Source organism: Halopseudomonas sp., from assembly GCF_036961105.1.
Taxonomy (GTDB): Bacteria; Pseudomonadota; Gammaproteobacteria; order Pseudomonadales; family Pseudomonadaceae; genus Halopseudomonas.
The window spans coordinates 51,903-63,380 of record NZ_JBALWW010000020.1 but is presented as its reverse complement, the minus strand read 5'-3'; the positions used below and the strand labels follow the sequence as shown (position 1 = coordinate 63,380).

16 protein-coding genes are annotated in these 11,478 nt (G+C 60.8%); 8 read left to right on the top strand and 8 right to left on the bottom strand.

What is annotated here, in order from left to right; translation table 11 throughout:
• Positions 1–112 precede the first annotated feature (112 nt).
• Entirely contained in the window at positions 113–1,567 is a 1,455-nt protein-coding gene (locus V7756_RS15900) for a catalase (RefSeq protein WP_335611180.1), read from the bottom strand.
• Positions 1,568–1,766: 199 nt separating this feature from the next.
• Positions 1,767–1,901 carry a hypothetical protein gene (locus V7756_RS15895; RefSeq protein ID WP_335611179.1) on the bottom strand — a complete coding sequence of 45 codons (135 nt, stop codon included), beginning with the start codon at positions 1,899–1,901 and terminating at the stop codon, positions 1,767–1,769.
• On the opposite strand from V7756_RS15895, the gene V7756_RS15890 reads away from it, so the two are divergent.
• Positions 1,900–2,523 carry an MSMEG_1061 family FMN-dependent PPOX-type flavoprotein gene (locus V7756_RS15890; protein ID WP_335611178.1) on the top strand — a complete coding sequence of 208 codons (624 nt, stop codon included), beginning with the start codon at positions 1,900–1,902 and terminating at the stop codon, positions 2,521–2,523. The genes V7756_RS15895 and V7756_RS15890 overlap by 2 nt on opposite strands.
• A gap of 25 nt (positions 2,524–2,548) precedes the next feature.
• Here V7756_RS15890 and V7756_RS15885 read toward each other — a convergent pair whose 3' ends face one another.
• Positions 2,549–2,731 (bottom strand): hypothetical protein, encoded by a 183-nt coding sequence (locus tag V7756_RS15885; RefSeq protein ID WP_335611177.1) that lies wholly within the window; start codon positions 2,729–2,731, stop codon positions 2,549–2,551.
• A gap of 312 nt (positions 2,732–3,043) precedes the next feature.
• Between V7756_RS15885 and V7756_RS15880 the strand changes: the two genes are divergently transcribed.
• From V7756_RS15880 to V7756_RS15870, 3 genes are read left to right on the top strand one after another with little or no spacing between them, the layout of a single operon-like run.
• On the top strand, positions 3,044–3,946 hold the full coding sequence (locus tag V7756_RS15880; RefSeq protein ID WP_335611176.1) for a LysR family transcriptional regulator: 903 nt from the start codon (positions 3,044–3,046) through the stop codon (positions 3,944–3,946).
• Between the two features lie 46 nt (positions 3,947–3,992).
• Entirely contained in the window at positions 3,993–4,466 is a 474-nt protein-coding gene (locus V7756_RS15875) for an ABZJ_00895 family protein (protein WP_335611175.1), read from the top strand.
• Entirely contained in the window at positions 4,463–5,062 is a 600-nt protein-coding gene (locus V7756_RS15870; RefSeq protein WP_335611174.1) for a GNAT family N-acetyltransferase, read from the top strand. The genes V7756_RS15875 and V7756_RS15870 overlap by 4 nt, the downstream gene beginning before the upstream one ends.
• Here V7756_RS15870 and V7756_RS15865 read toward each other — a convergent pair.
• The 3 genes from V7756_RS15865 to V7756_RS15855 form a co-directional block, all read right to left on the bottom strand.
• Positions 5,059–5,802 (bottom strand): siderophore-interacting protein, encoded by a 744-nt coding sequence (locus tag V7756_RS15865; RefSeq protein ID WP_335611173.1) that lies wholly within the window; start codon positions 5,800–5,802, stop codon positions 5,059–5,061. The genes V7756_RS15870 and V7756_RS15865 overlap by 4 nt on opposite strands.
• A 19-nt stretch (positions 5,803–5,821) precedes the next feature.
• A complete protein-coding gene (locus tag V7756_RS15860; protein ID WP_335611172.1) occupies positions 5,822–6,262 on the bottom strand; it encodes a MarR family winged helix-turn-helix transcriptional regulator in 441 nt (146 codons plus the stop codon).
• An 86-nt stretch (positions 6,263–6,348) separates the two neighbouring features.
• Positions 6,349–6,810 carry a carboxymuconolactone decarboxylase family protein gene (locus V7756_RS15855; RefSeq protein WP_335611171.1) on the bottom strand — a complete coding sequence of 154 codons (462 nt, stop codon included), beginning with the start codon at positions 6,808–6,810 and terminating at the stop codon, positions 6,349–6,351.
• 105 nt (positions 6,811–6,915) lie between these two features.
• Between V7756_RS15855 and V7756_RS15850 the strand changes: the two genes are divergently transcribed.
• The 3 genes from V7756_RS15850 to V7756_RS15840 are packed head-to-tail and all read left to right on the top strand — an operon-like array spanning position 6,916 to position 8,711.
• Positions 6,916–7,809 (top strand): AraC family transcriptional regulator, encoded by an 894-nt coding sequence (locus V7756_RS15850; protein ID WP_335611170.1) that lies wholly within the window; start codon positions 6,916–6,918, stop codon positions 7,807–7,809.
• Positions 7,784–8,371, top strand: a complete 588-nt coding sequence (thpR, locus tag V7756_RS15845; RefSeq protein WP_335611169.1) for an RNA 2',3'-cyclic phosphodiesterase — start codon at positions 7,784–7,786, stop codon at positions 8,369–8,371. Before V7756_RS15850 ends, thpR begins: the two co-directional genes overlap by 26 nt.
• Positions 8,337–8,711 carry a cupin domain-containing protein gene (locus tag V7756_RS15840; RefSeq protein ID WP_335611168.1) on the top strand — a complete coding sequence of 125 codons (375 nt, stop codon included), beginning with the start codon at positions 8,337–8,339 and terminating at the stop codon, positions 8,709–8,711. Before thpR ends, V7756_RS15840 begins: the two co-directional genes overlap by 35 nt.
• Here the strand turns inward: V7756_RS15840 and V7756_RS15835 are convergent.
• Entirely contained in the window at positions 8,684–9,400 is a 717-nt protein-coding gene (locus tag V7756_RS15835; RefSeq protein ID WP_335611167.1) for a pseudouridine synthase, read from the bottom strand. The genes V7756_RS15840 and V7756_RS15835 overlap by 28 nt on opposite strands.
• Positions 9,401–9,436: 36 nt before the next feature.
• Positions 9,437–10,339: a sterol desaturase family protein gene (locus tag V7756_RS15830; protein ID WP_335611166.1), complete on the bottom strand. Its 903-nt coding sequence runs from the start codon at positions 10,337–10,339 to the stop codon at positions 9,437–9,439.
• A 117-nt stretch (positions 10,340–10,456) separates the two neighbouring features.
• On the opposite strand from V7756_RS15830, the gene V7756_RS15825 reads away from it, so the two are divergent.
• Positions 10,457–11,467, top strand: coding sequence for an AraC family transcriptional regulator (locus V7756_RS15825; protein ID WP_335611165.1), 1,011 nt, complete (start codon positions 10,457–10,459; stop codon positions 11,465–11,467).
• Positions 11,468–11,478: the final 11 nt, after the last annotated feature.

Sequence of the window (11,478 nt, the reverse complement as noted above, 5' to 3'; positions counted from 1 at the left end):
TATACGACAGACAACCTGCTCTTGTTATCAAAAACTGGAGGCCTTGCAATGAGGGAGGAGACCATATACGACCGTCCTCAGTGGGGTGCCTCAATTGAACAGCGTCAGGCTTCTAGCCGCCCTTCATGCCCTTGGCGATGCGCTCGCCAATCTCCTGGTCGATGTTGCGCCAGTATTGCAGCGCCCGCTCCAGTACCGGCTCCGTTACACCCGCACTGAGGTGACCCACCACGTTATTTACCAAACGCTCGCGTGCGGCGTCATCCAGCACCTCGCGCACCATGGTGCCGGGTTGGCCGAAATCATCGTCTTCGGCGTGCAGGGTATAGGCCTTGCGCACCATCTCGCCACTGGTGCTCCAAACATCTACCGGCGGGTTAAGGGTTGGATCGGCTGCCGGGCCGCCCTTGGAGTTGGGCGCATAGACTGGATCTGTGACGTTGTCCATGCGCATGGCGCCGTCTTTGCTGTAGCTGTTTACCGGCGATTGCGGGCGGTTGACCGGAATCTGCTTGTAGTTGACCCCGAGGCGCGCTCGGTGTGCATCAGCGTAGGCAAACACCCTGCCCAGCAGCATCTTGTCAGGACTGATACCAATGCCCGGCACCAGGTTGTTGGGCTCGAAGGCAGCCTGTTCGATTTCGGTGTGGTAATCGGTAGGGTTGCGGTCCAGTGTCAGCTTGCCGACCGGTATCAATGGGTAGTCCCCGTGCGGCCAGACCTTGGTCAGGTCGAAGGGGTTGAAGCGATAGTTTTCAGCATCGGCGAACGGCATGATCTGTACATGCAAGGTCCAGCTCGGGTGATCGCCGTTCTTCAGCGCCTCGTAAAGGTCACGGGTGTGATAGTCGGCGTCTTCGCCTGCCAATTTATCAGCCTCTTCCTGGGTCAGGCACTCGATGCCCTGGTCGGTCTTGAAGTGATACTTGACCCAGAACTTCTCGCCCTGGGCATTCACCCACATGTAGGTATGGCTGCTGTAGCCGTTCATGTGTCGCCAGGTCTTGGGTATGCCGCGATCACCCATCAGCCAGGTGACCTGATGCGCCGATTCCGGCGACAGTGACCAGAAGTCCCACTGCATATCGTGATCACGCAGGTTGGTATCGGCGCGGCGCTTTTGCGAGCGAATGAAATGCTGAAACTTCATCGGATCACGAACGAAGAAGACCGGCGTGTTATTGCCGACCATGTCGTAGTTGCCCTGGCTGGTGTAGAACTTGACCGCGAAGCCGCGTGGGTCGCGCCAGGTATCCGGGCTGCCGCGTTCACCTGCGACGGTTGAAAAGCGCATGAGCACATCGGTATGAGTGCCAGGCTGAAACACTGCTGCCTTGGTATAGGCGCTGATATCGTGGGTCACCTGGAAATGACCAAAGCCGCCGCCGCCCTTGGCATGCGGCTGCCGCTCGGGAATACGCTCACGGTTGAACTGGGCCATCTGTTCAATCAGATAGTGGTCGTGCAGCAATATGGGGCCGTTCGGGCCGATAGTCAGTGAATGTTCATCACTGGATACCGGAATACCGGCATCGGTCGTGGTTGGTTTGGGTTTTTGCTCGGACATCATCAGGTCTCCATTCTGTTTTTTCTGGTCCAGGCTGCCTGGCCTTGTGGGCGCTGACAGCATTTGCCTTTTGTGACAGGCGAAGGCTATTAACCAATGCCGTACCTTGTTTGGAGTGGTGTGTTGGGTATAGTTCAGTGCAAAGGGCTCAACAAGTTGCTGGTGATTGATTCTGGCTATTGGCCTGATTGCCATATCATCAGTAAATACCGTCGTGCCAGCCGAAGAGTGGCGGGACCATCACCGCGGTCCTGTGGGACAGCACGGGGATTGCCGTATTCGCTGAGCTGTCGGCGAACAGATTTGCCAGCAGATAAATCAGGGGAAAGGACATGAAGATTACCAGCATGGAGCAACTGCGCGAGATCATGGGCGAGGCGCACCCTGCCACCCAGGACAAGATTTATGATCACTTGAATCCGGCAATGCAGGAGTTCATTGAGCAGTCGCCGCTGTTGTTCATGGCGACGGTGGATGCGGCGGGCTTCCCCTCATTGTCTCCAAAGGGCGACGCGCCGGGATTTGTGCGGGTGGCTGATGCGCATCAGTTACTGATTCCCGAGCGCAAGGGCAATCGCATGGCGTTATCGTTCGACAATATACTCGCGGGCTCGCGCCTTGGGCTGCTGTTTATGGTGCCGGGGGTGAGTGAGGTGCTACGTGTGCAGGGGGAGGCTGAGATTATTCATGACGCCGAACTCAATGGCCAGATGGCTTCCGACAGTCAGCAGGCGCTGGTGGTGACCAGGCTGCGGGTGCAGAGCGCCTTCTTTCACTGTGGCAAGGCGTTGCTTCGCAGTCGCCTGTGGAAGCGCGATCTGGCACACGCAGAGCTGCGGATTTCCTTTGGGGAGCAGATTGCCCAGAACCCCAGCAAGCGGGCCAACACGCTGGCTGAGCAAGAGATAGCAGCCTTTGATGCGGGCCTGCGTGAGCGTTATCAGCAGGACTTATAGCAGCCGGCCGATGGCCGGCCCTGGCTCAAGCAGGTTTCTGGTCTTTTTTCTCTTCGGTTTTGTCGTTTTCGGTACTGGCGGTCACTGTGCTGCTTTGGCTGCTGGTGCTGCCCTGCGGGTTGCTGAATCGTTCTTTGCTGGCGTCCGCCTGCGCAACGGGGCTGGAAGCAAGGAAAGACGCGACTATCAATGCTGAAAGATTTCTCATGGTGCTCTCCTGATGGTGACAAGTCACCCATCTAATTGGCATGAAACATTGTGAAACTGTTTCCTGTGGTAGGATGAGCCGAAATTGCTGGCTTCCCTGTATCTACCGTTTTAGTGGGCCTTGTATTCACTATAAGCAGCGTCAAAGTGTCGCAGTAGTCCGCATTCTCATGACACAGAGTTTCTTTTTTGGAAACGGTAGGCTGACCGGGGATGTCCTGAGTTGATCATCTGCGCTAGCGGCGTACAGCGTCGAGGCAGCATAGGTGGTGGTATCCACTGTTAATCCACTCCACCGGCTATCGGGAAGGTTATGCAGGACCTCAATGATCTGATCTGTTTCGCCCGGGTGGTGCGCTTTGGCGGCTTCGCCGCCGCCGAGAGAGCCACCGGTGAGCGAAAATCCAAGCTCAGCAAGCGGGTGACTCGTCTGGAGCAGTATTTCGGCACCCGTCTGATCGAGCGCTCCACGCGTAGCTTTCGGGTCACCGACATGGGCCGCGATCTCTATCGCCAGTGCGAAGCCATAGTCGAGCGTCTGGAAGCTACTGAGGCGTTGGCCATGACCGCAAAGGATGAGGTGCGCGGGACGGTGCGGGTAAGCTGCTCTTCCGGCATGCTGGAATATCTTGGCCGCGAGGCGCTGGTTGCTTTCATGCAGCGCTATCCTGAGGTGCGTCTGCAAGTGTTGCTGTCCAGCCAGCGGGTGGACCTGATCAACGAACGCATTGATGTCGCCTTTCGAGTGGCCACGCGCTTTGATACCGATCAATCGCTGGCAATGCGCTCGCTGGGTGTCAGCTCGCGTATTCTGGTGGCCAGTCCGGAGCTGCTGGCCCGTCATGGCGGTGAGCCGTTACAGTTGGATCAGTTGGCCCAGTTCCCGACGCTCTCGGTGGGTGAGATGCTGGAGCGTGATCGCTGGGAGTTTGCCAGTGACAACGGCGAGACCCGTGTGCATGCCCATGTGCCGCACTTCAGCTGCGGCGATATGCAGTTGCTATGCGATTCGGCGGTGGCTGGGCTGGGTGTGGTACTGCTGCCGGAACATGTGTGCGGACCGGAACTCAAACGTGGCGGGCTGGTTCATATATTGCCGCAATGGCACGCGGTGGAAGGTAGCATTCACATGGTATTTACCTCACCCAAGGGCATGCTGCCGCCGGTCCGTGCTTTTATCGATCACTGCGTCGAGGTGTTTGCGCAGCGGCGTTGATCGGCGCTCGCGCTGGCCGCCGGCTAACTAATCGTCAGGAGACTGAATGCAACCGAGATTGCCGTTATTGTCATGTACTTTGGGTTTTCTTGGCGTTTATCTGCTGCTGGCAGTGGCGACGGGCGCAGCGCAGCTGTATTTCGATCTCAACCTGGGCGTGGTGGCCAGCGTCGTTACCTTGACCGCTGCTACCTGTGTCGTCGTCCTCTGGGTAGTGAGGCGTCGGTGGCAACCGCTGTCAGTCAGTGAGTCACTGCGTCTGGCGCTTTGCTGCGTGCTGGCCACCTGGGCGTTCATTGCATTGGTGTTGGCCGCCGTGCTGCTTAGCCTGGATCAGGCCAGTGCCTATCTGGCCATGCTCGACCCGGCAACGCTGAGGGTGGCGGCTTTGGCAGCACTGGCCTATTGGGCGCTGGTGTTGCTGTGGCAATGGGCGCTGTACTACGTGGTTGCGCTTTTGTATTACCGGGCTGTGCGCGCGCAGCTACCGTCCCCTTCCTCTTCTGGAGAGCATACATGAGCTGGTTGAACGAGCTGGAACTGCAAACCGATCTGGTCACCTTACGGCCCTTGCGCGCCAGTGATAAACCGGCATTGCTTGAGGCTGCATCGGATGGGCGCTTGTGGGAGCTCTGGTATACCCAGGTGCCCAATGCCGAAACGCTGGACGACTATGTCAATTACGCCTTCAGCGAGCAGGCCGCCGGTCGCGCCTTGCCCTTCGCGGTGGTAGAAAAAACCAGTGGACAGGTAATAGGCACCACCCGATATTGCAACGCCGATGTTGCCAACCGCCGCCTGGAAGTCGGCTACACCTGGTATGCCAGCCGGGTGCAGCGCAGCGCCATCAACACCCAATGCAAGCTCGCGCTGCTGCAGCATGCCTTCGAGCAGCTGGGGGCGATAGCGGTGGAGTTCCGCACCCATTGGCACAATCAGGCTTCGCGCGCCGCTATCGCTCGACTGGGCGCCAAGCAGGACGGGGTACTGCGCAACCATCGACTTGAGCCGGATGGCGCGCGTCGCGATACCGTAGTGTTTTCCATCCTCGACAGCGAGTGGCCCTCGGTGCGCAAATCGCTGCAGTTCAAGCTGGACCGACGCGCCGCTGGCTAGTCGGCGGTGTCGGCGTCCTGCCGTTTGACGACCTTGTGCTGGTCTTCGCTGATGCCCAGCTTCCAGTAGCTGGAAATATACAGATCGCCTCGCTCTACCTGGCGCTCCTCACGGAAATAGCGGCGCAGGGCGCGCATGCCGCTGAACTCGCAGGCGGCCCAGACGCTGGGGCGTCCTTCGAGCCAGGGCAGCATCTGCAGGCGCTCCACCAGCAGCTCAGACTGTTCACCCGGATGCGGGTTGATCAGCCAGATAATTTCCATATTGTCCGGAACCTTGAGGGGTTGAATATCGGCCTCGCTGATGACTTCCAGCACGGCATAGCCGCGCGCCTGTTCGGGTAATTGTTCCAGGTTGACACTGATGGCCGGCAGGGCCGTCATGTCGCCAGCAACCAGATACCAGTCGGCCTCGGTATTCAGCGGTTTCTTGGGTCCGGGGCCGCCGATCAGAATGCTGTCACCGGGCTGGGCGTGTTGTGCCCATGTGGCGGCGGGGCCGCCATCGTGGTGGAGCACAAAATCCACGTCCATTTCCAGCTCGCGCTGATGGCGAATGGTATAGGTGCGGACTATGCCTTTGCCGTCGCCTTCAGATGCAAATATCAGCTTGATATAGGCGCCGTCCTGCTCGGTGGGAAAGGTGCTCATGCCGTTGCCGCCCAGAGTGACGCGTAGCATACTGGGGGTAACGGCGGCGCTGCGAATGACCTGCAGCAATCGGGGTTCGGGTCGTTTCATGCGGACATCTCCAGCCTATTCAGTGGTCGGACGCGGGCGCGTCCAGGTTGTCTGTCATGCGCCCGGCCAGGCGTATGAACAGAGCCACCTCATCAGCGTTCATTTCACGGGTCATGCGCGCCAGAGTCTGTTGCTCCAGTTGTTTTATACGCTGCATCATGGCCATACCGGCAGCGCTGGGTTCCAGCAATTGACTGCGCCGGTCGGCAGGGTTGTCTCGTTTGTTGATCAGCCCGCTGGCGAGGAGTTCATTCAGCACGCGGGTGATTTGCGCCTTGTCTCGGCGCATGCGCTGAGCAATGCGTTGCGCGGTGCAGTCGGGCAGATTGCACACCGCCTTGAGCGCGCGCACATGGGTTACCGGCAAGGGAACCTCCGCCTCGCGAATGGCCTGTGCCATGGCCGAGCGGTAGGCGTGCGTGACTCGTTGCAGAGCTTCATTAAGGGCGGTAGTTGGCATTATCAGAGCGGCGCTTTATGTTGACAGTGTCAACCTTATGCTTGGTGGTTGATACTGTCAATCAGTTTGTCGCCGTCGGGATAGAATCAGGCGGGTTGGTAACTGCCCACATCAGGCGCGAAGGCTACGCCAAATCGATTCCAGGCATTGATGGTGGCAATGGCGAGTGTCAGGTCGCTGAGCTCGCGATCACTGAAGTGTACCCGCACCTCCTCGAACACTTCTTCGGTTACCAGGCCCTCGGTCAGCCGGGTCAGAGCTTCGGTCCAGCTCAGCGCTGCGCGCTCGCGCGCATCGAAGAAAGGCGTTTCACGCCAGGCGCTGAGCGCGTAGATACGCTGTTCGGTCTCGCCGATGGCGCGGGCATCCTTGGTGTGCATATCCAGGCAGTAGGCGCAGTGGTTGAGCTGGGAGGCGCGGATCTTGACCAGCTCCAGCAGGCGTTTAGGCAGTTTGTCTGCGCCGGCGGCTTCCTTGTTCAGGTAACCTTCCAGTGCGTACATGGCGCGGACTACGCCCGGCGCTGCAGTGAAGTAATCGACTCGCATGCGTTATCTCCTTCGGTTGAATGTGCGATCAATCTAGCTGCCCCCGGGTGTGCAGTATTGTAGATTTTCGACATGCGAGCGGCAGCGCTTTGCTATGCTGCGGGCATGACTTCGACCCTTGTTCAGCCACCCCTGCTGCCCGCCTGGCAACGTAACCTGGCGAACTTCGGCTATCGGCAGATAGCGCCGATGCCGGTGCTGGCGCCTTATGTGCAGCACTACTGGGAGCTGGCTTTGCCAGCTGGGCAGCCGTCGCCACACAGTGAGCTGTTGCATCCCGATGGCGGTAGCTCGCTGCTGTTTCAGTTGGCTGGAGAGTTGCAGATCAACAGCGTGCGTGCGCAGCAGGGTGTGCTCTTCAGTCCGACGGCGGCGCATTCCGGCAGCCTGGTCCTGGCGGCCGGAGTACGGGTGTTTGCTGCGCGCTTCCGTCCCGGTATGGGGCAGGTATTCTGGCATTACGCGGCCAACGAGCTGGCCGGTGAAGTGATGGGGCTGGATGGCGCGCGGTACCTGCGGTTTGACTTGTCGGCTGTGACTGAACAGCTGCAGCTGGCGCCGGATATGCCCAGCCGCGTGGCGCTGCTGGAGACGGCGCTGTGCGGCGCCCTTGTGCGTAGCGTTGGCATGCCCGGTGCGCTGCCACAGACGCTGGCGCTGTTGCGCGCGGCGCGCGGCCAGCAGCCGCTGACTCAGGTGCTGGCGCAGACCGGGCTGGGGCAGCGTCAGCTCGAGCGCTGGTTCAATCGTTATCTGGGCCTGACCGCCAAGCAGTTCAGCCGTCTGCACCGGGTGGCCTACAGCCGCGAACTGCTCAAGCAGGCGCACCCCGATTCCTTGGCCGAGGTCGCCTATGTGGCGGGCTACAGCGATCAGGCGCACTTCAGTCACGATTTCAAATCCGTGGTGGGGCTGACCCCCGGGCAGTATCTGCGCCGGGTACAGGCGCGTTACCACAGTGCAGAGCCGGCCGATGCCGCGCTTGTTCATCGGTCTTGAATTGCCCGGGACCCAGGCTCGGGCTCTGGCCGCTGTGGCGGAGTCCGGTCCCGGTCTACGCTGGCAAACCCCGGGGCAACTGCATCTGACCCTGCGTTTTCTCGGCGAGCTGAGTGCGGCCAGCAGCGCTGCGGTGCAGCGACAGCTGGCCGCGCTGCGCTGGCAGGCATTTACCTTGCAGGTCAGCGGTGTGGGCTACTTTGGCTCGCCGACCCGGCCCAGCATTCTCTGGGCCGGTCTCGCCGATACCGCCGCGTTGCAAGCATTGCGCCTCAGGCTGGATGCCTTGCTGGCCGCCGAACTGGCACCTGATCCGCAACATTTTGTGCCGCATATTACGCTGGCGCGTTGCGGCAGCGGCGCCGGCAGTCCCGCCGAATTTCTTGCCTGCCATCGTCAGTTGCAGCTGCCCGTCTGGGCAGTCACCGAGTTGTGTCTGTTCACCAGTGAAGCGGGCGACAACGGCTCGCGCTATCAGGTGCTGGCACGTTATCCATGTACCTTGCCTTTGGGAGACGCCCACTGTGGTGCCGCTGATCAAGCGCCTGAAACCGGGCGCTGAATACTACTTTGAAGAAGGTTGCTTCATCACCGAGCTGGCCAACAGCGAGCTGGATCCTGCGGTCTCGGTGGCCCGTGCTCGCGTGCCGGCTGGCGGTACTACCCGCTGGCATGCGCTCAAGGGTGTGGTGGAACGTTATCTGATTGAGGCCGGGCAGGGCGAAGTGGAACTCGGCGAGCTACCACCGCAAGGCGTTGCTCCGGGCGACATAGTGCTGATCCCTTCAGGTTGTGCGCAACGCATCCGTAATACCGGCAAGGAGCAACTGGTATTTCTGGCGATCTGTTCGCCGCGTTTCCAGCCGGACTGCTATCAGGACCTGGAGAGCGAATCGGGTTGATCGATCGAGGCGATTTCGGCGGCGCTCAGGGCACGGTACTGACCCGGCAAGAGCGCTGGGTCCAGCAGTATGTCGCCCATACTTTCGCGGTGCAGCGCCGTTACCTGATTGCCCACGGCGTGAAACATCCGCTTGATCTGATGATAGCGCCCCTCATAAATGGTCAGCCGCGCTTCGCAGGGGCCCAGGTGCTGCAGCTGGGCGGGCGAGGTGGTGAGCTGTTCGGTCGTCATGTAGATGCCGGCGGCAAAGCGCTCGGCGGTCTCGGCGCTGATGGGACGCAGCGTAGTCACGTGGTAGGTCTTGGGCAGCTTGATGCGTGGCTCGGTCAGGCGCCGTGACCACAGGCCGTCGTTGGTCAATATCAGCAGACCGGAGCTGCCGCGATCCAGCCGACCGCCAATGTGCAGTTGGTCGCGCAAATCCGCTGGCAGCAACTGCATGACGGTGGGGTGCTGCGGGTCGCTGGTGGCACTGAGATAGCCGACCGGTTTGTGCAGCATCAGAAAATGCGCTTCGCGGGCCTGCAGAAGTTCGCCGTCCAGGCTGATAGCAACAAACTGGTCGACCTCATGCCGTGGGTCGTGGGTGACCCGGCCGCCGACCCGTACGCGGCCGCTGGCGATCAGCAGGCGTGCGGTCTGGCGGCTGTGTGCGGTGCGGTTGCTGATAAAGCGGTCAAGTTTCATGGACGGCGATTATACCCGCCGCGCGAAGACGCCGGGTCAGTCGTCGTCACGCTGCCATTCCGGTGGGCGCCACAAGTGCTGCAGGCGCTGACGCAGCGGCCCCGGCTTGCGCATGTCGTGCGCCAGATCGCGGTACTCGTGCAGCCAGTGCATCCACAGGCGATTGTTGTGCTGCGGCGGGCGGGTAATGCCGTACTCGATGGGCTGGTCCTGCCGTTCGCAGGTAAAGGTGCCGAATAGCCGGTCGAAGATAATGAACACACCGCCGTAGTTGGTATCCACGTAATCCGGGTTGCGCGCGTGATGCACGCGGTGGTGGTTGGGCGTGTTGAAGATCAGCTCAATGGCCGGGTGCAGTCGACCGACCAGGGTAGTGTGGATAAAGAACTGGTAGACCAGCGAGAGCGCGTAGCACACGCCGATCCACACCGGGTTGAAGCCGATCAGCGCCAAGGGCACGTAAAACAGCCAGCCGCCGTTGAAGATATTGGTCGCGTTCTGGCGCATCGCGGTCGAGAAGTTCATCCGCTGGGAGGAATGGTGGGTCACATGGGCGGCCCACAGCCAGCGTACCCGATGCGAGCTGCGGTGCATCCAGTAGAAGCAGAGGTCGGTCAGCAGCCAGAGCAGTAGCGCGGTGAACAAGTTCAGCGGGATATCCAGCAGCCGATGATGGTAGGCGAAAGCGTAGACCGGAAAGGCAATCAACCCGGCAAACAGCAGCTCGGTGGTCTGGTAGCCAGCGCCCAGAGCAAAATTGCGCACCGCCTCGCGGCCTTCCACCAGCGCCGGATCATGGCGAATCTTCAGGTATTCCCAGGCAAACACCGCGATGAAGATCGGCGTGGCCAGCATGAACACCAGCTGACGCTCATCCAGGGCCAGCCAGCCCAGGCCGCTATCGGCCAGCATCTGTTGCAGCATGTCGAACAGGCCCATGAGCTGGGATCTCCGCTGGATTGCATGCTGTTCATCTTGTGCTTGACCCTGGCAGCATTATTGACTTTATATGACGTGTTTTTGACCTTGTGCGCCAGAATCGGGAGGCAAGCAAGCATGGCCACACCGCTGCGCGTTACTGGCGCCTGGATACAACTGTTGACCGATTGGCTGGACGCGCGCCAGTTGCCGGCACCGGAGTTGCGCCTGCTGCTCGACAGCCGGGCGCCAGCCGATCTGGTACCCATGCCGCTGTGGCAATCCATGCTGGCGCGCGCGATCGCCTTGCAACCGGACGAACCGGCTGCGGCCTTGCAGATCGGGGCGCAGATCCAGCCGCGGCATATTGGCGTACTCGGATACCTGCTGCTGGCCTGCAGCACGTTGGCCGAGGGGATGGCGGCGTATCAGCGTTACGAACGGCTGTTCTACGGTGAAGACCTGGTGCAGCTGCGCATCGACAGCCAGGCAGTGACACTGCAATGGCCGGCCGAGGCATCCACCGGCGAGCTCGCCGACAGCGTAGCCATAGCCGCGTTGCTCAGTCTGTTGCGGCGCTTGCTCAGCGGCGCGCCGGCGACCGCTCCCCAGCAGGTCTGCTTCGTCTTCGCGGCGCCGGCGCCGTCTGCGGTAGCCTGCTATGAGGCGTTTTTTGCCTGTCCCGTACGGTTCTCTGCCGCTTGCACCCAGGTGGTTTTCGCCCCCGAGGTACTCGCCCTGCCTCTGCCGCGCGGCGATGCCGGTGGGCGCGAGCTGCTCGATCGCCAGGCGCAGGCGCTGATGTTGGCGCAGCCTGACGCCGACCCCTTTGCGCGTCGCCTGCAGCAATGCATGCTGCGTCTGCTGCCGGAAGGAACGTTGAGCCTGGCTCGGGTTGCTGCCGAGCTGCATACCTCCACGCGCACTCTGCAGCGCCAGTTGGACACGCGTGGTCAGTCATGGCGCCAGTTGCTGGACGGCTTGCGTCAGCAGTTGGCGCAACAGTATCTGGCAGATCCCGGTCTGCTGTTGACCGACATAGCTCTGTTACTGGGGTTCTCCGAGCAGAGTGTCTTCAACCGCGCTTTTCGACGCTGGTACGGCGATACCCCCGCCAGAACGCGACGCAAGCTGTTGTTGAAAGCCTGATTGGGTTTACA